This window comes from Rhodanobacter sp. PCA2, from assembly GCF_013620825.1.
Taxonomy (GTDB): Bacteria; Pseudomonadota; Gammaproteobacteria; order Xanthomonadales; family Rhodanobacteraceae; genus Rhodanobacter_A.
Window position 1 is genome coordinate 1 of record NZ_NJIC01000019.1, and the last position, 22,658, is coordinate 22,658.

20 protein-coding genes are annotated in these 22,658 nt (G+C 70.4%); 11 read left to right on the forward strand and 9 right to left on the reverse strand.

Annotation, left to right across the window (positions count from 1 at the left end):
• The 6 genes from PCA_RS07185 to PCA_RS07210 all read left to right on the forward strand — a co-directional run.
• Positions 1-1,044, forward strand: a 1,044-nt coding sequence (locus PCA_RS07185) for an FAD-binding protein (protein WP_181301912.1), incomplete at its 5' end; no start/stop codon positions are given.
• A 125-nt stretch (positions 1,045-1,169) separates the two neighbouring features.
• Complete coding sequence (fabA, locus tag PCA_RS07190) at positions 1,170-1,685, forward strand: 3-hydroxyacyl-[acyl-carrier-protein] dehydratase FabA (RefSeq protein ID WP_181301913.1); 516 nt, start codon at positions 1,170-1,172, stop codon at positions 1,683-1,685.
• A gap of 19 nt (positions 1,686-1,704) precedes the next feature.
• Positions 1,705-2,913, forward strand: coding sequence for a beta-ketoacyl-ACP synthase I (fabB, locus tag PCA_RS07195; RefSeq protein ID WP_181302040.1), 1,209 nt, complete (start codon positions 1,705-1,707; stop codon positions 2,911-2,913).
• Positions 2,914-3,135: 222 nt separating this feature from the next.
• Positions 3,136-4,893 (forward strand): ribonucleoside triphosphate reductase, encoded by a 1,758-nt coding sequence (locus tag PCA_RS07200; protein ID WP_181301914.1) that lies wholly within the window; start codon positions 3,136-3,138, stop codon positions 4,891-4,893.
• A 46-nt stretch (positions 4,894-4,939) separates the two neighbouring features.
• Complete coding sequence (gene nrdD, locus PCA_RS07205) at positions 4,940-5,125, forward strand: anaerobic ribonucleoside-triphosphate reductase (protein ID WP_181301915.1); 186 nt, start codon at positions 4,940-4,942, stop codon at positions 5,123-5,125.
• Entirely contained in the window at positions 5,122-5,799 is a 678-nt protein-coding gene (locus tag PCA_RS07210; protein WP_181301916.1) for an anaerobic ribonucleoside-triphosphate reductase activating protein, read from the forward strand. Before nrdD ends, PCA_RS07210 begins: the two co-directional genes overlap by 4 nt.
• Positions 5,800-5,833: 34 nt before the next feature.
• On the opposite strand, the gene PCA_RS07215 is transcribed toward PCA_RS07210, so the two are convergent.
• Positions 5,834-6,712, reverse strand: coding sequence for a U32 family peptidase (locus tag PCA_RS07215; protein WP_181301917.1), 879 nt, complete (start codon positions 6,710-6,712; stop codon positions 5,834-5,836).
• A gap of 13 nt (positions 6,713-6,725) precedes the next feature.
• Positions 6,726-7,724, reverse strand: coding sequence for a peptidase U32 family protein (locus PCA_RS07220; RefSeq protein WP_181301918.1), 999 nt, complete (start codon positions 7,722-7,724; stop codon positions 6,726-6,728).
• Between the two features lie 154 nt (positions 7,725-7,878).
• On the opposite strand from PCA_RS07220, the gene PCA_RS07225 reads away from it, so the two are divergent.
• Both PCA_RS07225 and PCA_RS07230 read left to right on the forward strand, forming a co-directional pair.
• The gene (locus tag PCA_RS07225) at positions 7,879-8,352 is read left to right on the forward strand and encodes a DnrO protein (protein ID WP_181301919.1); all 474 of its coding nucleotides are present in this window, start codon (positions 7,879-7,881) and stop codon (positions 8,350-8,352) included.
• 79 nt (positions 8,353-8,431) lie between these two features.
• Entirely contained in the window at positions 8,432-8,737 is a 306-nt protein-coding gene (locus PCA_RS07230) for a hypothetical protein (protein WP_181301920.1), read from the forward strand.
• Between the two features lie 17 nt (positions 8,738-8,754).
• Here PCA_RS07230 and PCA_RS07235 read toward each other — a convergent pair whose 3' ends face one another.
• The 7 genes from PCA_RS07235 to azu form a co-directional block, all read right to left on the reverse strand.
• Entirely contained in the window at positions 8,755-9,513 is a 759-nt protein-coding gene (locus PCA_RS07235; protein WP_181301921.1) for a prephenate dehydrogenase/arogenate dehydrogenase family protein, read from the reverse strand.
• The gene (locus PCA_RS07240) at positions 9,513-11,033 is read right to left on the reverse strand and encodes a UbiD family decarboxylase (protein ID WP_181301922.1); all 1,521 of its coding nucleotides are present in this window, start codon (positions 11,031-11,033) and stop codon (positions 9,513-9,515) included. Before PCA_RS07240 ends, PCA_RS07235 begins: the two co-directional genes overlap by 1 nt.
• Before the next feature lie 64 nt (positions 11,034-11,097).
• Positions 11,098-12,207: a PLP-dependent cysteine synthase family protein gene (locus PCA_RS07245; RefSeq protein WP_181301923.1), complete on the reverse strand. Its 1,110-nt coding sequence runs from the start codon at positions 12,205-12,207 to the stop codon at positions 11,098-11,100.
• 15 nt (positions 12,208-12,222) lie between these two features.
• Positions 12,223-14,166 carry a pyridoxal-dependent decarboxylase gene (locus PCA_RS07250; RefSeq protein ID WP_181301924.1) on the reverse strand — a complete coding sequence of 648 codons (1,944 nt, stop codon included), beginning with the start codon at positions 14,164-14,166 and terminating at the stop codon, positions 12,223-12,225.
• On the reverse strand, positions 14,163-14,567 hold the full coding sequence (locus PCA_RS07255; RefSeq protein ID WP_181301925.1) for a SirB2 family protein: 405 nt from the start codon (positions 14,565-14,567) through the stop codon (positions 14,163-14,165). The genes PCA_RS07250 and PCA_RS07255 overlap by 4 nt, the downstream gene beginning before the upstream one ends.
• A gap of 100 nt (positions 14,568-14,667) precedes the next feature.
• Entirely contained in the window at positions 14,668-16,944 is a 2,277-nt protein-coding gene (locus PCA_RS07260; protein ID WP_181301926.1) for a nitric-oxide reductase large subunit, read from the reverse strand.
• Positions 16,945-17,162: 218 nt separating this feature from the next.
• On the reverse strand, positions 17,163-17,609 hold the full coding sequence (gene azu, locus PCA_RS07265; RefSeq protein ID WP_181301927.1) for an azurin: 447 nt from the start codon (positions 17,607-17,609) through the stop codon (positions 17,163-17,165).
• Positions 17,610-17,832: 223 nt separating this feature from the next.
• Here azu and PCA_RS07270 point away from each other — a divergent pair, with 223 nt between their 5' ends.
• The 3 genes from PCA_RS07270 to PCA_RS07280 all read left to right on the forward strand — a co-directional run bounded on the left by PCA_RS07270 (position 17,833) and on the right by PCA_RS07280 (position 22,644).
• The gene (locus PCA_RS07270; protein ID WP_181301928.1) at positions 17,833-20,481 is read left to right on the forward strand and encodes a TonB-dependent receptor; all 2,649 of its coding nucleotides are present in this window, start codon (positions 17,833-17,835) and stop codon (positions 20,479-20,481) included.
• A gap of 94 nt (positions 20,482-20,575) precedes the next feature.
• Positions 20,576-21,268, forward strand: coding sequence for a response regulator transcription factor (locus tag PCA_RS07275; protein ID WP_181301929.1), 693 nt, complete (start codon positions 20,576-20,578; stop codon positions 21,266-21,268).
• Positions 21,265-22,644, forward strand: a complete 1,380-nt coding sequence (locus PCA_RS07280) for an ATP-binding protein (RefSeq protein ID WP_181301930.1) — start codon at positions 21,265-21,267, stop codon at positions 22,642-22,644. The genes PCA_RS07275 and PCA_RS07280 overlap by 4 nt, the downstream gene beginning before the upstream one ends.
• The last annotated feature ends 14 nt before the right edge of the window (positions 22,645-22,658 follow it).

Sequence of the window (22,658 nt, forward strand, 5' to 3'; positions counted from 1 at the left end):
GTGCGCGCCTTGCGCGCCCGGGTGCAGGCCGCCTCCCACGTGCAATGGCGCGGCGGCGTCGAGGCGGAGGCCCTGCTGCTCGCCGACGGCCGCGTGGCCGGCGTGCGCGTGCGCGACGCGCAGGGGCGGGAGGAACTGATCGAGGCCGCCGCGGTGGTGCTCGCCACCGGCGGCATCGGCGCGTTGTACGCGCGCACCAGCAATCCGCCCGGCGCGGATGGCGCGGGCCTGGCGCTGGCGCTGGCCGCCGGTGCGGCGCCGCGCGACCTGGAGTTCGTGCAGTTCCATCCCACCGCGCTCGCGGTGGATGGCCACAGCCTGCCGCTGCTTACCGAGGCGCTGCGCGGTGCCGGCGCCCGCCTGGTCGACGACGCCGGCACCCCGCTGATGCGCGGGCTGCACCCGCTGGGCGACCTGGCGCCGCGCGACGTGGTGGCGCGACGCGTGTGGCAGGTACGCCAGCAATGCGGCGGCACGTGGCTGGACGCCACGCCGGTGGGGGGCGACTGGGAGCTGCGGTTTCCCACCGTGCTGGCGTCCTGCCGCGCGCGGGGGCTGGACCCGCGCCGGGACCTGTTGCCGGTGTCCCCGGTGGCGCATTTCCACATGGGCGGCGTGGCCACCGACCTGGACGGCCGCAGCTCGCTGCCCGGACTGCATGCGGTGGGCGAGGTGGCGTGCAACGGCGTGCACGGGGCCAACCGTCTCGCCAGCAACTCGCTGCTGGAGGCGGTCGCCGCCGGGCGGCGGCTGGGCGCGGTGCTGGCCGCCGCGACGCCATCGCCGGCAGCGGGCGCGCATCGCTGGGTGGAACGCGGCGCCTCGCTGGCGCCGGAAAGCCTGTCCGCGCTGCGCGACCTGCTGTGGCTGGCGGCCGGTCCGGTGCGCGAAGGCGCCGTGCTGCGCGAGGCGTGGCGGGTGTGCGCGGCCGAGGCCGGCGCCGGCTGGCAGATGCGGCTGGCGCAGGCGCTGCTGCACGCGATGCGGCTGCGCCGGCGCAGCCTGGGCGCGCATTGGCGCGAAGACCGCCACGGGCCGGGGTGACGGCTGCCTTGCGACGGCATGTCTTGTTTCGCATGTACCATACGCCGGCGTTGTGCTGACGTGGGTCAAGTAAGCTTTTGCCCGCGTCCCGCACACTGCCTGACCCTCCACTCGACAAGAGCTTCATGACCAGGCCCAACTCCTTCGATTACCAGGCACTGCTGGCCTGCGGCCGCGGCGAACTTTTCGGCGACGGCAATGCGCGCCTGCCGGCGCCGCCGATGCTGATGTTCGACCGCATCACGAAGATCGCCGATACCGGCGGCGCCCACGGCAAGGGCGAGATCCACGCCGAATTGGACATCCATCCGCGGCTGTGGTTTTTCGACTGCCATTTCGAGGGCGACCCGGTGATGCCCGGCTGCCTGGGGCTGGACGCGATGTGGCAGCTCTCCGGCTTCTTCCTGCCGTGGCTGGGCGAGCCGGGCCGCGGCCGCGCGCTGGGCGTGGGCCAGGTGAAGTTCACCGGGCAGGTGCTGCCGAGCGCGAAGCTGGTGCGCTACGAGATCGACATCCGCCGCGTGATGCGCGGCCGGCTCTCGATGGTGATCGCCGACGGCAAGACCTTCGTCGACGACCGCCTGATCTACACGGCCAGCGACATGCGCGTGGGCCTGTTCCAGTCCACCGAGGGCTTCTGACATGTCGACGGCTCCCGAGATGCGCCGCGTGGTGGTCACCGGCATGGGCATCGTGTCCTGCCTGGGCGACATGGCGGATACGGTTTCGCGCGCATTGCAGGAACTGAAGAGCGGCATCCGCGCGATCCCCGATTACGCCGCGCGCGGCCTGCGCAGCCAGGTGGCGGGCGAGCCGCAGGTGGACCTGGAGGCGTCGATCGACCGCAAGCTGCGCCGCTTCATGGGCGACGCGGCCGCCTACGCCTACCTCTCGATGCGTTCGGCGATCGCCGATGCGGGGCTGGACCACGAGACCGTGAGCCATCCGCGCACCGGCGTGGTGGCCGGTTCCGGCGGCGGTTCGGCGCAATGGCAGATCGAGACCGCCGACCTGCTGCGCAGCAAGGGCGTGCGCAAGGTGGGACCGTTCATGGTGCCGCGCACGATGTGCTCCACGGTGTCGGCCACGCTGGCCACCGCGTTCGGCATCCTGGGCCTGAGCTATTCCATCGCCGCGGCCTGCGCGACCTCCGCGCACTGCATAGGCGCGGCGGCCGACCTGATCCGCCACGGCGCGCAGGACGTGGTGTTCGCCGGCGGCGGCGAGGAGGCGCACTGGGGCATGACCGCGCAGTTCGACGCGATGGGCGCGCTCTCCTGTGCCTGGAACGACACGCCGCATGCCGCCTCGCGCCCCTACGACGCCGCGCGCGACGGCTTCGTGATCGCCGGCGGCGGCGGCATGCTGGTGCTGGAGGACTACGAGCACGCGAAGGCGCGCGGCGCGCGCATCCACGCGGAGCTGGTGGGCTACGGCGTCACCTCCGACGGCGCCGACATGGTGGCGCCGTCCGGCGAAGGCGCGGTGCGCTGCATGCGGATGGCGCTGGCGAACGCCGGGCGCCCGATCGACTACCTCAACACCCACGGCACCGCCACGCCGCTGGGCGACATCGTGGAACTGGCGGCGGTGCGCGAGGTGTTCGGCGACGCGATGCCGCCGCTGTCCTCGACCAAGGCGCTCACCGGCCACTCGCTGGGCGCGGCCAGCGTGCACGAGGCGATCTACAGCCTGCTGATGATGCAGGGCGGCTTCATGGCCGGCTCGGCGAACATCGACGCGCTGGACCCGCGCGCCGAAGGCTTCCCGATCCTGCGCGAGAGCCGCGAGGCGCAGCTCGCCACCGTGATGTCCAACAGCTTCGGCTTCGGCGGCACCAACGCCAGCCTGGTGTTCGCCCGGGTGTAACCGCCCCGGTCGCCCGGCCGGCGGTCTGCGCCGGCCGGCATTCCCCATACCTTTCCCATGCCACCAGGATGCGCCGGTAGACGGCGCGTCCTGGTGGCTGTTGCGCGTCCGTCGCGCCGACGGCGGCTGCGTTCCCCATCTGTTCCGGAACTGACGCAGGTCAAGCCGCCGTCTCGGGCTTGCCACCAGCATGACCACTACATCTTGTGTCTCGGAGTGGACATGAACACCAATTGTGGTAATGCCTTCGATGCTTCCGGCAGCCTCGGCCGGCATGAGCAGGTGCTGGTCGACGTGGTCGGCACCATCGACGAGTACCTGAGCCGCGCCGACTGGCGGGTCAACGCGAACGCCAACCAGGGCTATTCGCTGGGCGGCCTGATCCTCAACACCTCGGGCAAGGTCACCGCGAACTACTGGCTGTCGCGCATCTACCCGCCGGAGATCGGCCACGCCCACCGCAATGCCGACCTGCACATCCACGACCTGGACATGCTGTCGGGCTACTGCGCGGGCTGGTCGCTGCGCACGCTGCTGCGTGAGGGGCTGAACGGCGTGCCCGGCAAGGTCGAGGCCGGCCCGCCCCGGCACCTGTCGTCGGCGGTGGGGCAGGTGGTGAACTTCCTCGGCACGATGCAGAACGAATGGGCCGGCGCGCAGGCGTTCTCCTCGTTCGACACCTACATGGCGCCGTACGTGCGCAAGGACCGCCTGGACTACGCGGCCGTGCTGCAGTCCATGCAGGAGCTGATCTACAACCTCAACGTGCCGTCGCGCTGGGGCACGCAGACGCCGTTCACCAACCTCACGTTCGACTGGACCTGCCCGGCGGACCTGCGCGAACAGGTGCCGGTGATCGACGGCGAGGAAATGCCGTTCGCCTACGGCGAGCTGCAGGCCGAGATGGACATGATCAACCGCGCCTACATCGAGGTGATGACGCGCGGCGACGCGAAAGGGCGGGTGTTCACCTTCCCCATCCCTACCTACAACATCACCGCGGATTTCCCGTGGGAATCGGAGAACGCCGAACGGCTGTTCGCGATGACCGCGAAGTACGGCCTGCCGTACTTCCAGAACTTCATCAACTCCGAGCTGGACCCCGGCATGATCCGCTCGATGTGCTGCCGCCTGCAGCTGGACCTGCGCGAGCTGCTGAAGCGCGGCAACGGCCTGTTCGGCAGCGCCGAGCAGACCGGCAGCCTGGGCGTGGTGACGGTGAACTGCGCGCGCCTCGGCTACCTGCACGCCGGCGACGAAGCCGCGCTGCTGGCGCGCCTGGACGAGCTGCTGGAGCTGGGCAAGCGCAGCCTGGAGATCAAGCGCGGCGTGGTGCAGCGGCTGATCGACGAGGGACTCTACCCGTACACCCGGCGCTACCTTGGCACGCTGCGCAACCATTTCTCCACGCTGGGGGTGAACGGCATCAACGAGATGATCCGCAACTTCAGCGGCGGCGCGCTGGACATCGCCAGCGACGAGGGCCACGCGCTCGCGCTGCGCCTGCTGGACCACGTGCGCGGGAAACTGGCCGACTTCCAGGAGGAGACCGGCCACCTCTACAACCTCGAAGCCACGCCGGCCGAAGGTACCACCTACCGCTTCGCGAAGGAGGACCGCAAGCGCTGGCCGCAGATCCTGCAGGCGGGCAGCGCGGCGCAGCCGTACTACACCAACTCCTCGCAGCTGCCGGTGGGCTTCACCGACGATCCGTTCGAGGCGCTGGAGCGGCAGGAGGCGCTGCAGTCGCGCTACACCGGCGGCACCGTGCTGCACCTGTACATGAGCGAGCGGCTGTCCGGCAGCCATGCCTGCCGCGAACTGGTGCGCCGCGCGCTGGGCCGCTTCCGGTTGCCCTACGTCACCGTCACGCCGACGTTCTCGATCTGCCCCACGCACGGCTACCTGGCCGGCGAGCACGAATTCTGCCCGCGCTGCGACGAGGAACGGCTGGAACGCAAGCGCCGGCAGGCTGCCTGAGGCGGCAGTTCCGCCTTTCCACCCACCATCCCCAAGGAGCATTCCCATGAAGACGAACCGACCGACCATCGAACCCGCGCTGCGCGACGACGAGCGCCAGCGCTGCGAAGTCTGGACCCGCGTGATGGGCTACCACCGCCCGGTGGCGAGCTTCAACATCGGCAAGCAGGGCGAGCACAACGAGCGGCGCTTCTTCCAGGAGCAGGCGGCGGGGCTGGACCGCGCCGCATGATACGCGTGGGCGGGATGACGCCGCTGACCACCATCGACTTTCCCGGCCGATTGGCGGCGGTGCTGTTCCTGCAGGGGTGCCCGTGGCGCTGCGGGTATTGCCACAACCCTCATCTGCTGCCCGCGCGGGCCGGCACCGGCGTCGCCTGGACGTCGGTGCTGGCCTTCCTCGAACGCCGTCGCGGCCTGCTGGACGGCGTGGTGTTCTCCGGCGGCGAACCCACGCTGCAACCCGGCCTGGGCGCCGCCGTGGCGGCGGTGCGCGGGCTGGGCTACCGCGCCGCCCTGCATACCGGCGGCATGTATCCGGAACGCCTGCTGCCGTTGCTGCCCGCGCTGGACTGGGTGGGCCTGGACATCAAGGCGCCGTGGCCGCTGTACGACGGCGTGACCCGGCGGCGCGACAGCGCGCGCAAGGTGGGCCGCAGCCTGCGCGCCGTGGTGGAAGGCGGCGTGGCCCACGAATGCCGCACCACCTGGCATCCCGGCCTGTTTCCCGAAGCCGCGCTGCACGAGCTCGCCGGGCAGTTGCGCGAGGCCGGCGTGCGGCACTGGGCGCTGCAGGAATGCCGCGTCGACGGTCGCCGCCATCCGGACTGGCGTACGCCCGACCTCGTGCGGCTGGGCGCCGGCTTCGATTCGTTCGTGTTCCGCGGCGGCGACGCCGTCCAGTAGGCGGCTGCGCGCGTCGCGGCGATGGTCGAAATCTTCAGCCGGCGTCGGCCGCACGCATCCCCGGCTCGCCATGCCAGTAGCCGCTGCGCGCGGCGATGCGCGGCGGCGGCTGCAGCGAGCGGCGGGCGCGGTCGTAATGCGCCACGGTCTCGGCCATGCCTTCGGCCCGCGGGTACAGGCGCAGCACGTCCACGCCCAGTTCGCGCAGCTGCGGCAGTTCCGGGCCCAGGTCGACGATCTCCTCGCCCAGGATCTGGATGCCGTTGATGCGCAGGAACGGCTTGCCCTCGCGGGTGGCCAGCGGCAGGCCGTCCGGGAAGTCGATGCAGCGGAAGCCGCACTGGTCCTTGGGCACGTCCAGCGCCCGCGCGGTGAAGCAGCGCGCCGAATACGACAGCGGCAGGCGGCCGTAGGCGATCACTTCCAGCTCAGGCATCGCCTGGCCCGCGGCCCGCATCGCGTCGCGCAGTTCGCGGATCAGCGTGCGGCCCTGTTCCACGCCTGGCACCCAGCGCACCAGGCCGTCGTCCATCAGCAGCTTCAACGCCACGTGGTTGTATACGTTGAGCGAGGGCCCGGCCACGAACGGCACGCCGCGCTCGCGGCACAGCTGCGCGGCGGAGAGGTCGTTCGCCTCGATCCAGCCGCCGCCTTCGGCGATCAGGCGCTTGAGCACGCCCAGCTCGGACTCGGCCTCGATCAGCGCCAGCGAGGACAGCACCACCTGCTTGCCGCTTTCGACCAGCTCCGCGGCCAGTCCGATCCAGTTGCTGGTGGAGAGTTCGCGGCGCTTGCTGCACACCGTTTCGCCGAGGTAGACGATGTCCACCGGCCAGTCCGCCGCCGCCCGGTAGAAGGCGAGCGTGTGTTCGCGCGGCCAGAAATATTGCAGCGGTCCCAGGCTGAGTTTCATGGTGCGGTCCAGGTCAGTGCCAATGGCGGTGGTAGGGGCCCAGCGTGGTCTGGCGGCCCTCGGCGTGTTTGGTCAGCGCGGCCTGCCACGCGGGCCGCGCCGACCACTCGGCCGGCGCGGCCGCGTAGCGGTCCAGCGCATCGCGCCAGGTGCGGGTGACCGAGGCCACGTAGGCCACGCCGCGCTGGCGGCCTTCGATCTTCAGCGCCGCCACGCCGGCGCCGGCCAGCCGCGGCAGCAGCTCCAGCGTGTTGAGGCTGGTGGGTTCCTCCAGCGCGTGGAAGGTTTCGCCGCGCACTTCGAAGCGCCCCTTGCACACGGTGGGATAGCCGGCGGGTTCGGCCGGTTCAAAGCGGTCGATCAGCACCTCGTTGAGGCGCACGCTGCGGCGGCCGTCGCCGTGTTCGTCCCAGCGCACGAACTTCGCCGGCGAGCACACGCCGTGGCGGTTCGGCGAGGCGCCGGTGACGTAGCTGGAAAGCTGGCAGCGCCCCTCCACCATGATGCACAGGCTGCCGAACGCGAACACCTCCAGCGGCACCGGGCTGGTTTCGCACAGGCGTTCCACCTGCTGCACCGACAGCACGCGCGGCAGCACCGCGCGGCTGATGCCGAAGCGCTCGCGCATGTAGCGCAGCGCGGGCGCGGTGGTGGCCGAGCCCTGCACGCTGAGATGCCGCGCCAGCGCGGGATAGGTGCGCGCGGCGTAGTCCAGCACCGCCATCTCGGCCGCGATGATCGCGTCGCAGCCCAGCGCCGCCGCCTTGTCCACCGCGGCATACCACTGCGGCAGGCGCGCGCTGTCCGGATAGGTGTTCAGCGCGAGGTAGACCTGGCGGCCGCGCGCATGCGCATAGGCGATGCCTTGCGCCAGTTCCGCGTCGGAAAAGTTCAGGCCGGGGAAGGCCCGCGCGTTCGTCTCGTCGCGCAAGCCGGCGTAGACCGCATCGGCGCCGGCGTCGATCGCCGCCTGCAGGGCCGGCAGGTTGCCGGCGGGACAGACTAGTTGCATGCGTGGCACTCCGCGCGGAAAAGGTGCGGGCATCGTGGCTGCGACATGCCACCACGGTGTTGACGTGGGTCAGTTTGTCGTGGATCAAGGGTCCCCGATGGCGGCCGACTAGCATCGGTCCGGCAGCGGCATCCGCCGCAGACCGGAGTTTCCGATGACGACGAGACCTTCCCTGGCATGGCTGGCCTTCGCGGCGTTCGCGCTGCCCGCCGGCGCGGCGCTGGCCCAGCACGACCATGCGGCGCACGCGCACGTCGCCGCGCCGGTGCCGCCGCCGGCCAGGCCCTGGGCGGCCGACGCCACGCTGCGCGCCGACATGGGGCAGATCCACCTGGTGCTGGAACAGCTGCGCCATTACGAGATGGGCCACATGGACGCGACGCTGGCGCTGGACCGCGTGGCCGTGATCGAGGAGTCGGCCGCCGACATCTTCGCCAAGTGCAAGCTGGAACCGCAGCAGGACGCCGTGCTGCACGGCATGCTGGTGCCGCTGCTCGCTGCGGTGCAGAAGTTCAAGGCCGATCCCGCGGACATGCGCCAGCTCGAGGCGATGCGCGAGGCGGTGGCGGGCTATCCCCGCTATTTCGAGGCGCCGGGCTGGGCGGCGGGCGCCGCGCACGCGCACTGATCCCCGGCGCCGCTGATCTGGATCAAGCACGTCCGCATGGAGGCGGCGCACGATGCCGCCATCGCAACGGGCAACGCAGATGACTGACTACATCCAGGTCTGGCAATGCATAGGCTGCGGCCGGATAGAGGCGCCGCAGACCTGCATCGGCGTGTGCCGCGACCGCAAGGCATTCATGGTGGGCAAGGACGACCACGAGCGCGCGCTGGCCGCCAACGCCGCGCTGCAGCAGCAGCTGGAGCGCACGCGCGCGATGCTGCTGCGCTTCGGCCGCGCCGAACCCAAGCCGGGACAATGGGAAAACTCGTGGCGCGCGTTGCAGGCGCAGGTACAGGAGGCGTTGGCGATGCTGGCGTCGGCCGATGGCGTGAAGCCGCCGGCCTGAGCCGCGCCGCGGCCGGCTCAGGATGCCGGCGGCGGAATCGCCAGCGCATCGTCGCTGGCCAGCAGCCGGCGGTGGACCGCGTCCAGGTGTTCCAGCAGTTCCGCGCGCGCCGCTTCGGCGTAGGGATTCTCGCGCTGGATCGCCGCGAACAGGTGGCCGGCGTCGCCGCGCACCGCGGCGAGCATGTTCGCGAGGCCCAGGAACGACGGCGGCGCCATCGACAGGTCGTCGCCCACGCCCATCTCCACCAGCGCGCGGGCGATGAAGAACGCCAGCGCGTGGGTCTTCGCCATTGCGCGGTCGTGCGTGGCGGCGTCCTGCGGGATCACCGCGCAGCCCAGCGATTCGAACAGCGCCTGCGTGCGCTCCGCCGCCTGCGGGTGGCGCGCGCTGGCGCACAGCACCACACGCAGCGGCTCGCCGCGGGCGAGGCTGAGTGGACCGAACAGCGGGTGGGTGCCGGCGTGCGGCACTGCGTCGCCGAGATACTCATCCAGCAGCGAGCAGGGATGTTCCTTCACGCTGCCCACGTCGATCACGGTGTGGCGCGCGTCCAGCAGCGGGCGCAGCTCGCGCAGCGCCGCCTCCATCCGCGGCACCGGCATCGCCAGCACCACCCATTCGGCGCCGGCCAGCGCGGCGGCCGGCGTGGGGCAGGCCAGCGCGGCGGGCACCTCGGCGTGCGGGTCGTGGATGCGCACGGTGTGGCCGGCGCTCTGCAGCAGGTCGGCGAAGGCGCTGCCGAAGCGGCCATGGCCGAACAGGGCGAAGATCATCAGGGACTCCAGCGATCGGGGGACGCGCCGCCCCGGCCGGGGGCGACATCCGACGATTCTCGCAGCGTGCGCCACAAAGTCTCCACCCTTGCCTCCACTTCGGCGTCCGGGGCGATCGGCATGCCCCAGTTGCGGCTGGTCTCGCCGGGCCACTTGTTGGTGGCGTCGATGCCCAGCTTGGAGCCCAGCCCCGCCACCGGGCTGGCGAAGTCCAGGTAGTCGATCGGCGTGTTCTCCACCAGCATGGTGTCGCGCGCGGGATCGACGCGGGTGGCCAGCGCCCAGATCACCTGCTTCCAGTCGCGCGCGTCGATGTCGCCGTCCACCACGATCACGAACTTGGTGTAGGTGAACTGGCGCAGGTACGACCACACGCCCATCATCACGCGCCGCGCGTGGCCGGCGTACTGCTTGTGGATCGCCACCACGGCGATGCGGTAGGAGCAGGCTTCCGGCGGCAGGTGGAAGTCGACGATCTCGGGGAACACCTTCTGCAGGATGGGCACGAACACCTCGTTCAGCGCCATCGCCAGCACCGAGGGTTCGTCGTGCGGCGCCCGGCCCATGTAGCTGCCCTGGTAGATCGCGCCGCGGCGCAGCTGCATGCGCTCGATGGTGAGCACCGGGAAATGGTCCTGCGCGTTGTAGTAGCCGGTGTGGTCGCCGAACGGGCCTTCCAGCGCGGTGTCGCCGGGATGGATGAAGCCTTCCAGCAGGATCTCCGCGCTGGCGGGCGCATCCAGTCCGGTGAGGTTGCTGCGCCACAGCCGCGTGCGCTCGCCGCGCAGCAGGCCCGCGAATTCGTATTCGGACAATGTGTCCGGCACCGGCGCCACCGCGGCGAGCAGCGTGGCGGGATCGGTGCCTATCGCGACCAGCACGGGAAAGGGTTCGTGCGGGTGGTCGCTGCGCCAGTCCGCGTAGTCCAGCGCGCCGCCGCGATGCGGCAGCCAGCGCATGATCACGCGGTTCGGCGCCAGTACCTGCTGGCGGTAGATCGCCACGTTCTGCCGCCGCTTGCGGCTGCCGCGGGTGACCACCAGGCCCAGCGTGACCAGCCGCCCGGCGTCGCCCGGCCAGCAGTGCTGGATGGGCAGGCGGCCGAGGTCGACGTCGTCGCCCTCCACGATCTCGTCCTGGAACGCGGCGTCGTCGACATGGCGCGGCGCCACGTGGGCGAGCTGGGCCAGCTCCGGCCAGGTGGCCAGCGCCTGCCGCAGGTTCGCCGGCCAGCGCGGCTCCTTGATCGCGGCCAGCAACTGGCCCAGTTCGCGCAGGCTCGCCAGCGGCCGCCCGGCCAGCGCCAGCTCGATGCGCCGGCGGTGGCCGAACAGGTTGCCGAGGAAGGCGTGGTTCGCGCCTGTCGGCCGTTCCACCAGCACGGCGGGGCCTTCCTCGCGCAGCGCGCGATGGCACAACGCCGTGGTTTCGAGATGGGGATCGACCGGCGTCCGCACGCGCAGCAGCTGTTGCTGGCGCTCCAGCCGGTCGAGGAAGGAACGCAGGTCGTGGAAGCTCATCCCGCAAGGCTCGCCGCCCGGCGCCGCGCGCGCATTGATCCCGGTCAGGCCGGAGCGCAGGACCTCACTCCTGCAGCGGCATCCAGCGACCGCTGGCCAGGCACAGCTGCAGCGCCTCGCGCGCGGGGGCGGTGTCGATGTTCCGCTCGGCCAGCCATGCCGGGTTGAACAAGGTCTCCACGTAGCGCACGCCCGGATCGCACAGCAGGCTCACGATGCTGCCGCGCTCGCCGCGCGCGCGCATGGCCGCGGCCAGTTGCAGGCAGGCCACCAGGTTGGTGCCGGAGGAACCGCCGTAGCGGCGGCCAAGCAGTTCCTCCAGCAGCCAGGCGGCGGCGATCGACGCGGTGTCCGGCACCTCGATCACGTGGTCGACCACGTCGAACAGGAAGCCCGGTTCCACGCACGGGCGGCCGATGCCCTCGATCAGGGTGGGCAGGCGGGCGAGCGTGTCGCGGCTGCGCGTGCGCCAGCCTTCGGCGAAGCCGCAGCCCGGGGGCTCGGCCACGCACAGGCGGGTGTCCAGGCGCCGGTAGCGCAGGTTGCGGCCGATGGTGGCCGAGGTGCCGCCGGTGCCGGCGCCGCAGACGATCCAGGCCGGCACCGGATGCGGCTCGTGCACCATCTGCTGCAGGATCGACTCGGCGATGTTGTTGTTGCCGCGCCAGTCGGTGGCGCGTTCGGCGAGGCCGAACTGGTCGAGGTGGCAGGCGCCGCGCGCGGCGTGTCCGGCGGCGCGCGCATGCACCTGGGCGGGGTCGTCCACCAGGTCGCAGCGGCCGCCCAGCGCCTGCACGTCGCGGATCTTGCGCGGCGCGGTGCAGGCCGGCATCACCGCGGTGAAGGACAGGCCCAGCAGGCGCGCGAACCAGGCTTCGGAAATCGCGGTGCTGCCCGAGGACGCGTCGACCACCGCCTGGCCGGCACGCAGGCGGCCGTTGCACAGCGCGTAGAGGTAGAGCGAGCGGGCCAGGCGGTGCTTCAGGCTGCCGCTGGGGTGCACCGACTCGTCCTTGAAGTAGAAGTCGATGCCGTCGAAACCCGGGAAGTTGAGCTTGAGCAGATGGGTGTCGGCCGAGCGCGCGGCTTCCTGCGCCAGCATTTCCAGCGCGCCATGCACCCAGCGGCGCTCGCTTTCGCTGGAGGGGTGCCCGCTTTGCGGAACGTGGTTCATCGGCGGTTTCCGGGCTCAGGTCGGTCGTGCGGCGGCCAGCGCGCGCACGCGCCGGGCGAGGAAGTCGAAGTAGCGGTCGATGTAGCTGATGCCGTTCTCGCGGTCGATCAGGTACGGGTTCATCAGGGTGTGGCGCAGGATCAGCAGATGGTCGTCGCCGGCGTCGGCGGGGTCCAGTCCCAGCGCGCCGAAGATGCGCGCGGTCTGCGTGGCGCCCAGCAACTCCGGGCGCAGGCTGGTCACCGAACCGAAGAACTCCTTCAGCTGCAGCGGCTGCTGCGGGTCGCTGCGCAGTTCGTCGTGCAGCGCGTGCACGAACGCGTTCGCGGCCGCCGGCGAAGTATTGCCGTGCGGGTTGAGCGCGAGGCACACCAGGTTGCTGTCCGGCGCGAACGGCACCAGCGCGCGCACGGTGCCGCCCATTTCCAGCGCGAAGCCTTGCGCGCGGGCGTGGAACGCCTCGGCGGCGCGCACGGTGGCGCGCGGCAGCCGTCCGAAGTGGGCGTGGTCCAGCGGCAGCACCTTGTGCGTCACGTACACCGCGGCGGCCGCGGCGCCGGACTTCGAGCCTTCGGGGATGAACTGGCCCAGGCTGCGGCAGCGCGCGAAGTAATCGTCCGCCGCGCCGCCGTGGAACACGTAGTCGGCGCGCTCGGCCAGCAGCGCCATGGCGCGGTGGTCGCGGCAGATGAAGGCGCCGCTGCCGTAGGGCAGGTAGCCAAGCTTGTGCGGATCGACGGTGGCCGAGTCGGTGTCGCCCAGCGCGGCGAAGGCGGCATGCACGGCCGGCGTGGGGAACTGCACGTATTCGGCGGCCACTTCGTCGCGCGGGCGCAGCCCGCCGTCCTCGCGGCGGAACAGCGTGGCGAGGTAGCCGCCCCAGGCGGCGTCCACGTGCACGGCGAAGTCCAGTCCCGCGCGGCGCGACTCCGCGCGCGCGTCCAGCACCTCGTCGATGGGGTCGATGGTGCCGTATTCGGTGCCGCCCAGCACCGCCACGCACATCAGCACGCTGCGGCGCGTGCGGGCGCAGCGCGCCAGCGTTTCGCGCAGCGCGGCAGGGTCCAGGCGCATGCCGTCGGTGGGCAGCAGTTCCAGCTGGTCGCGGCCCAGGCCCAGCAGCTTCACGCCCTTGCTCCACGAGTAGTGCGCGGTGACCGGCGCCAGCACGCAGGGCACGTGCAACGCGGGATGCGCGGCGAAGAAGCCGGCCAGTCCGTGCTGCTCGATGCGCTCGCGCTCCACCCGCGCCTGCCAGCGCCGGCGTTCGGCCGGCGCCTGCGCGGCCAGCCACTGCTGCCAGCGTTCCAGCAGCGCGATGCCTTCGGCCTGCGGCAGGTTGAACGCGGTCCAGTCGTCGTCGGGCAGCGCGAGGTCTGGCACCTGCGCCGCGCGCAGCGCGACCGGGAACGCCTTCAGCGCCAGCGCGAGGCGCAGCGCCTGGTAGTTGGCCAGGGTGCCGCCGGAGGTGAGGTGGCCGAACGCGCAGGCCGGCTGCGACGGATCGTGCGGATAGCCGAGCATGCGCGCCAGCTGCAGGCCGGCCTGCACCTCCATGTCCACGGTGACCGGTGCGGCGTCCTCGCTGACGTTGTTCGGGTTGTACGGCAGGGTCAGCATCTGCGCGGCCAGCCCCGGCAGCAGCAGGTCGGAGCTCATGTGGCCGATGTAGCGCGGGCTGTGGAACGGCACCGACTTCTTCAGCGCGGCGGAGAGCTGGTGCAGCTCGCGGCGCATGCGCGATTCGAACGCGAGATAGTCCGGGTGGTGCGCGGCCGCGGTGGCGATCGCCGGCGGGTCCTCCGGATGGAAGTTGCGCCGCCAGTACACGTGGTCGCGCAGGAATTCCACCAGCAGTTTTTCCAGCAGCGCGTCGTTCTCGCCGTAGGGGCCGAGGAAACAGGCGTCCAGCGTGCGGTCGCGCGGCTCCGCCGCGGGAAACGGTTGCGCCGCGCTCATGCCAGCCACCCGTGCAGCCAGCCCAGCGGGTGGTGCATGCGCGCCACGCCCAGCATGTAGACGTAGGTCGCCAGCGCGGCCACGTAGAAGATCCGGCGCGCGCGCGGCGTGCGCCCGCGCTTCAGCGCCAGCGTGCCCATGGCGACGTAGGCCACCAGCAGGGTCAGCTTGGTGGTCAGCCAGCCGTTCGCGTACAGCCCGTGCGGCAGGATGGACAGCAGCATCAGCGCCGCGGTGAGCAGCGTGGTGTCGATGGAATAGCTCAGGTAGCGCAGCGGCGCCCATTGCGCGGCGCCGGCGTGGCCGGCCTGCACCAGCAGGCCGCGCAGCGCGAACAGCAGGCCGCTGGCCAGCACGCAGGCGATGTGCACCCATTTGATCTGCGGATAGAACTCGAGCATCGGGATTCGGGATTCGGGATTCGGGATTCGGGATTCGGGATTCGGGATTCGGGATTCGGGAAAGCCTCGGGGCGCGCCTGGCGGCGCGCCCCGGGGTGGTTCAGCCGTTGTCGCGGATCGCCTGCGGCTGCACCGCGAGGCTGCGCCTGGGGAACAGCCACAGCGCCGCCACGAAGATGGCCATCAGCAACGCGCCGACCGCGAACAAGGTGTCGCCGGGCACGCGCATCCAGATCAGCAGGTGGATCAGCGGACGGTCCATGAACTCGGCCGAGCGGGCGAACCAGTAGCCGTGCTCCAGCACCGCCTTCAGCTGCAGGATGCCCAGCGGCAGCAGGGTGCAGGCGGCCATCAGCGACAGGCCGATGTTGAGGCTCCAGAACGAACCCTTCAGCCAGCCCTCGCGCCACTCCGCCTCCGGCTTGATGCCGCGCAGGCAGAACAGCATCAGGCCCAGGCCCAGCATGCCGTACACGCCCATCAGCGCGGTGTGGCCGTGGGTGGCGGTGAGGTTGAGGCCCTGCATGAAGTACAGCGCGATCGGCGTGTTCACCAGGAAGCCGAACAGGCCGGCGCCCACCAGGTTCCAGAAGCTCACCGCCACGAAGAACAGGATCGGCCAGCGGTAGCGCGCCATCCACGGCGCGGCGTGCTGCTTCTTCCAGGTGTCCCAGGCTTCCAGACCGATCAGCGCCAGCGGCACCACTTCCAGCGCCGAGAAGCTGGCGCCCAGCGCGATCACCGCCGTGGTGGTGCCGCTGAAGTACAGGTGGTGCAGCGTGCCAAGCACGCCGCCGGCCATGAACACGATGGTGGCGAACAGCACGTTGGTGGTGGCGCTGCCCACGCGCAGCAGGCCCAGGCGCACGAACAGGTAGCTGATCAGCGCGGTGGCGAACACCTCGAAGAAGCCTTCCACCCACAGGTGCACCACCCACCAGCGCCAGTACTCGACCATCGCGATGTGGGTGTGCTCGCCCCACATCAGGCCGGCGCCGTAGAGCAGGCCGATCGCCACGGTGGACAGGAACAGCAGGCCCACGATCGACGCGCCTTCCTTGCCGCGGCGCATCGCCGGCCACAGCGCGCGGCCGACCAGGAACAGCCACAGCATCAGTCCGATGAACAGGAAGATCTGCCAGAAGCGGCCGAGGTCGGTGTATTCCCAGCCCTGGTGGCCGAACCAGAAGTTGTACTGCAGGCCCATCTTGTCCATCACCGCGAACCACTGGCCGGCGAACGAGCCGACCACGATGATCAGCAGGCAGACCCACAGGAAGTTCACCCCCAGCCGCTGGAACTTCGGCTCGTAGCCGGAGATCAGCGGTGCGATGTACAGGCCGGAGGCCAGCCACGCGGTGGCGATCCACAGCACTGCAAGCTCGGTGTGCCAGGTGCGGGTGAGGCTGTAGGGCAGGTAGTTGGCCAGCGCGAAGCCGTAGGCCTGCTGGCCTTCCACCTGGTAATGCGCGGTGGTGGCGCCCAGCAGGATCTGCACCAGGAACAGGGCCAGCACGGTCCAGAAGTACTTGCCGGTCGCCTTCATCGACGGCGTCGCCTTCAGCTCGGTGAGCGGATCGCGCGCCGGCACCACCGGCAGCGGCTCGTTGTGCACCTGACGCGCGTGGTGCAGGGCGAGCAGGCCGATGCCGAGGATCAGGAACAGGATGCTGAACACCGACCACAGGAAGCTGGCGGGGGTGGGCGTGTTGCCGGCCACCGGGTCGTACGGCCAGTTCTGCGTGTAGCTGATGCTGCCGCCCGGACGATTCGCGGCGGCGGCCCAGGCGGTCCACCAGAAGAACGCGTTGACCGAGCGGCGATGCTCCATCTCGGCGACGGTGTTGTCGCGCATCGCGTAGGTTTCGCGCAGCTTCGCGGTGGCCGGGTCGTTGCTGAACAGGCTCATGTAGTGGGCTCCCACCACTGCCATCGCCTGCGCGCGCAGCGGCGACACCGTGATGGTGCCGGTGGCCGGGTCCCAGGTGTTGGTGCGCAGTTCCTCGCGCACGCGCGCCTGCAGCGCGGCCTGCTGCGGCACGTCCAGCGCGGCGTAGGACGCGGCGCCCTGGTCGCGCGCCAGCAGCTCCAGCATCGCCTCGCTCTCGCGGTGCAGCCAGTCGGCGCTCCAGTCCGGCGCCAGCAGCGCGCCGTGGCCCCAGATCGAGCCCAGCTGCTGTCCGCCTATGCTCTGCCACACCTGCTTGCCCAGCTCGATGTCGTCGCCGGTGAACAGGGTCTCCTGGCTGCTGGTGACCACCGCCTTGGGCAGCGGCGGCGCCTGCTGGTGGACCAGCTTGCCCACCCAGAGCAGTACGGCGAAGGAGGCGACCAGCAGTGCCGCCAGCCCCAGCCACAATTTACGGGTACTACTCATCGCGCATCTCCCTATCAGAGGTGCACGCATGCTGGCGGCGGCACCGGGGCGCGCCCCTGATCTATATCAGCCCGCGGCACGGTGGCGCGGTGCGAATTGTCGCAGGCGCCTTGTGGCGCACGGGCCATGCATGGGGCGAGGCGAATCGCGGCGCGACGACGGCCCGGACAAAAAACGCACCCGGCCGTTGCAGCCGGGTGCGTCGCCTTGCGGAAAACTCAGTTCGCCAGGCTCAGCGTGCCCTTCATCAGCGCGGCATGGCCTGGGAAGGTGCAGAAGAACGCGTACTGCTCGCCGGCCTTGAGCTTGGCCACGTTGACGGTCGCGGTGTCGGATTCGCCGCCGCCGATCAGCTTGGTGTGCGCGAGGATGCGCGCGTCGCCGGGCTTCTCGTAGCTGCTGCCGGCGCCGGCCTTCATGCCGTCGGCGATCACGCCGGCCTCGTCGGTGGCGTGCGACAGCACCCAGTTGTGGCCCATCGAGGCCACCGGCAGCTTGCCGGTGTGCTTCAGCGTGACCTTGAAGCTCTTGCAGGCCTTGGGCACGGTGATGGTCTTGGTGTTGAACTGCATCGCGTCGTTGGCCTCGACGGTGGTGCTGCACTCGGCGGCCATCAGCGGGCTGCAGGCGAAGCCGAGCAGGGCGAGGACAATCAGTTTGCGCATGGGGATCGCTCCTTGGGAGAAATGGGCGGGGCGATTCTGGTGACGGCGCGGAAGGAGGGCACTGATCTGCGTCATGCCGGCGCGGCGTTTCCTTCCTTACGGATCGGTATGCGGGCGGCAACTTCCATGTCATTCCGCATGCCTAGGTTTGATGGGACCACTCGCAACGTCCATCCGCGGATGGACGGGCGGCGCGCTTTCTCTTCGAGCCAGGATCCAGTCGATGCACACCACGAAGCTGCACAGGGCCATCCTCAACGCCACCGCACTGGTGAGCCTCGGTGCGTTCGGCCTGCCTGCCCACGCCCACGCCTTCGTGCTGGATGCATCCGACAAGCCGGCTGCGGCGGGCGACGCGACACCGGACGCGGCCGACGACACGGCGGCGAAGACCGGCAAGGCCGTCAGGAACCTGCAAGGCGTGCACGTGGTGGCGCCGCGCACTTCCGACGAGGTGGCGCGCGCGACGCAGCAGGATGCCCCGAACCTGATCAACATCCGCACGGAAGACCAGATCCGCGCCTTGCCGGACAGCAACACCGCCGAAGCCGTGCGCCGCATTCCCGGCGTCTCGATGGAGACGGACGAGGGCGAGGGGCGCTACGTCAACATCCGCGGCTTCGATGCAGACCTGAACAGCACGACGTATGCGGGCGTGCGCCTGCTGCCCACCAACAACGCCTCGCCGTTCGGCGGCTACCGCGGCGTGGCGCTGGACTCCATTCCGGTCGGCTTCATCGGCGCGGTCAAGGTCACCAAGTCGAACCTGCCCAGCCAGGATGCCGAGGCACTGGGCGGCACCATCGAGGTGCTGCCGAAGACCGCGCCCACCGAGCAGGGCAGCTTCCTCGAAGGCAACGCCGGCGTGGGCTACGAGCCGCTGCGCGGCACGCCGGTGACCAATTTCTCGCTGACCGGCGGCGGCCGCTACGGACCGTTCTCGATCCTGCTGACCGCGTCCAGCCACATCGATTCGCGCGGCATCGACGACGTCGAGCCCGCCTACTTCAACGATGCGGCGCATCCGTACCAGGCCGTGAACGTCATCGAGCAGCGCGACTACGAGCTGCACCGCCGCCGGCACGGCTACGCCATCGACCTCGGCTACCAGCCCGACGACGACGACCAGTGGTACTTCCGCGCCTTCGACGCCGGCTACACCGAGCGCTACAAGCGCCAGTACATGGACATCACCCTGGACGGCAATACTGTGGCGCAGCCCGACGGCAGCTACCAGGACACGCTGACGGTGCCGGGCGCGATCACCAAGTCGCTGCGCGACGAGCAGGAAACCTCGCGCGAGCGGCTCTACATGCTGGGCGGCCAGAACCTGCTGGGCGGCACCACGCTCGACTACCACGTGGCCTATGTCGAAGGCACGTACAAGAAGCCCTTCGACTACAACTCGACCTTCACCTACAACCCGCTGGCCACGCCCACGCCGACGATCAGCTATGCGCCGAACGGGCCGGGGCACGTTCCGCTCTACACGATCTCCGGCGCGCCGGATTACCTGAACCCGGCCAACTACGTGCTGAGCAGCCTCGGCAACGGCACGGCCTACAACTTCGACCGCGAGATGTCGTACGCCGTCAATTCGAAGACGCCGGTGGAATGGGGCAGCCTCACCGACCAGGAGCTGCACTTCGGGTTGAGCGTGCAGCAGCGGCACAAGCGGACCACGGCGCAGCCGTACTCGATCGATGCGACCGCGCTTTCGCTCGCCGCGGTTTCCAGCGGCGCCTACGAGACCTATTACGACGGCCACTACCAGAACGGCATGGACATCATGCCGGGCGCCCTGCAGCGCATCTTCGGCATGGGTTCGATCGCTCCCGGCGACGTGACCAGCAGCCAGCAGCAGTACCTGGATGCGCACGAGGACATCTACGCCGCCTACGGCCAGTACACCGGCACCTGCGGCAAGCTGGGGATACTTGCAGGCGTCCGCTTCGAGGATACGCGCAACCGCGGCCAGGCCTTCTCGTCCGGCGCGGATGCCGCGGGCAATCCGTTCTCGTACCCGGTCAACAGCCGTCACAGCTACAACAACTTCTTCCCCAGCCTGCAGCTCCGCTACGAGCTGGAGCCCGACCTGATCCTGCGCGCCGCCTATTCCTCGACGATCGCGCGCCCGGGCTTCAACCAGGCCAATCCCTCGCTGGCGATCGACGTGGGCTCGGGACTCGCCACCACCGGCAACCCGAACCTGAAGCCCGCCACGGCCCACAGCTTCGACTTCAGCATCGAGAAGTACCTGCCGCAGGGAGGCATCCTGTCCGCAGGCATCTTCGACAAGCAGATCTCCAACTACATCGTCCCCACCGAGACGACGCAGACGCTGCCGAACACCAACCTGTATCCGGGCGGCGCGATCCCGTTCCACGTCTTCACCTTCCAGAACGTCGGTTCCGCCTACGCGCGCGGCCTGGAGCTGAACTGGGAGCAGACCTTCCAGGGCCTGCCGGGCTGGCTCGACGGGCTGGGCGCCGGCGCGAACTACACCTGGGTCGATTCGCGCGTCGAGATCCGGCCCGGCGCGTATTCGCTGCTGCCGTCGACCTCGCGCAACACCTGGAACGCGATGCTGTTCTACAAGCGCGCGGGGCTCTCGCTGAACCTGGCGGCGTACTCGGTGTCCGCCGACCTGTTCGGCATCGGCAGCGACCGCAGCAGCGACATCTACAACGCGAAGCGCACGTCGATGGATTTCAGCGCGAGCTACCAGTTTCCGGAAAACTGGTCCGTCTACTTCCAGGCCAAGAACCTGCTGAACACGCCGCATGCGTTCTACCAGGGCACCTCGGACCGGCCGATCCAGCGCGAGTTCTACGGACGCACCTATCTTGCGGGCGTGCGTTTCGCGTTCTGACCGTTGCGCGCCCGCAAGTTGTTGCCGTCATCGGATTGACACGTGTTTCTGGGGTAGTGCCGCCGGACAGGACTGGACGCCGAGGCTTCCGCCATTGGACATCTTGCTGATCGAGGACGATGCCGAAACCCGCGATTACGTGGCGCGTGGCCTGCGCGATCTCGGCCATGCCGTCGACGAGGCCCGCGACGGCCCGGCCGGCCTGCGCCGCGCGCGCGACGGGCGCTACCAGGTGCTGGTGGTCGACCGCATGCTGCCCGGGCTGGACGGCGTGGCCTTGCTGCGCGCCTTGCGCGAAGCCGGGACCCGCACGCCGGTGCTGATGCTGACCGCGCTGGGCGAAGTGGATGCGCGCGTCGAAGGCATCGAGGCCGGCGCCGACGACTACCTCGCCAAGCCGTTCGCGTTCGCCGAGCTGGCCGCGCGCATCGGCGCGCTGGCGCGCCGGCCGCCGCTGGCCAGTGCCGCCGTGGTCGAACTGCGCGTGGCTGGACTGGAAATGGACCTGCTCAAGCGCGAGGTGCGCCGCGACGGCCGGCTGATCGAACTGCAGCCGCGCGAATTCCACCTGCTGGAATACCTGATGCGCCACGCCGGCGAACTGGTGACCCGCACGATGCTGCTGGAGCAGGTGTGGGAATACCACTTCGACCCGCAGACCAGCGTGGTCGAAACCCATATCAGCCGCCTGCGCGGCAAGATCGACCGCGGCTTCGCCAGCGGCGAATTGCTCAGCACGCTGCGCGGCGTGGGCTACGTGCTGCGCGGCACGTCGGAACGCGCATGACCGGTGGCGCCGGCGGCGACAGGGACGGGGCCAGCCTGCTGCGAAGTTCGGCGTTCCAGCTCGCCGCGATGCAGGCGGGCCTGTTCGCGCTGATCGCGTTGCTGCTGTTCGCGATCACCTGGTGGTCGGTGCGCGGCTACGTCGAGGCGCAGGTGCGGCGCGCCATCAGCGACGAATTCAGCGAAGTCGTGGCGGCGCCGGCCGGCAACCGCGCGACCGCGATCGCCGGCATGGTCGCGCAGGCGCCGCAGGGGCCGCTGTACTACGGATTGTTCGACCGCGGCGGGCACCGCATCGCGGGCGATCTGTCGCACATGCCGGCAGGGCCCGGCTGGAGCACGCTGACTCAGGCCGTCCCGCCCCGCGACCGCTCGCGCGTGCTGGTGCATGCCGAGTGGCTGGACGACGGCCGGCTGCTCGCGATAGGGCGCGACCGACGGAGCGCCGACAAGCTGGACGCACTGCTGCAGGAGGCTTTCCTGTGGGCCGGCGCGGCCTCGGTGTTCCTGGCGCTGCTGGGCGGCGTGTTCACCGCGCGCAGCTACCTGCGGCGGGTCGAGGCGGTCGCCACGGCCGCCGCGCGCATCGCCGCGGGCGATCTGGGCGTGCGCGTATCCGGGAGCGGCCGGGGCGACGAGTTCGACCGTCTGGCGCAGGCACTGAACGGCATGCTGGAGCGCATCCAGGTGCTGGTGGAGGGCGTGCGCCAGGTATCCAGCGACATCGCGCACGACTTGCGCACGCCGCTGGCCCACTTGCGCCAGCGGCTGGAATCGGCGACCCGCACGGCGACGGACGTCCCCACCTTTCGCGCCGCGGCCGAGCGTGCGCTGGCCGACGTCGACGGCGTGCTGGCGACGTTCGCCGCCTTGCTGCGGATCGCCCAGGTCGAGAGCCGCCAGCGTCGCGCCGGCTTTTCCGCGGTCGACCTGTCGGCGCTGCTGGACAGTCTGGTCGGCGACTATGCGCCGCTGATGGAAGACCAGGGCCGGGTGCTGCATGCGAATCTCGATCGCAACATCCACATGCTCGGTGACCGCGCGCTGCTCACGCAGATGTTCGTGAACCTGATCGAGAACGCGCTGCGCCACACGCCGCCGGGCACGCCGGTCACGCTGCTGCTGGAACGGCAGGCAGGCGGTTGCCGCGTCACGCTCGCCGACGCCGGCCCCGGCATTCCCGCGGAGGCGCGCGGCCGCGTGGTCGGCCGTTTCGTGCGGCTGGACGCCGCGCGCAGCACGCCGGGAAGCGGGCTGGGCCTGGCATTGGTTGCCGCCGTGGTCGACCTGCACGGGGCGACGCTGGCGTTCGGCGACGCCCGGCCCGGCCTGCAGGTGCAGCTGGAATTTCCCACATCGGGTGCAAGCCGGCCCTGAGGCCGCCGCTGCAG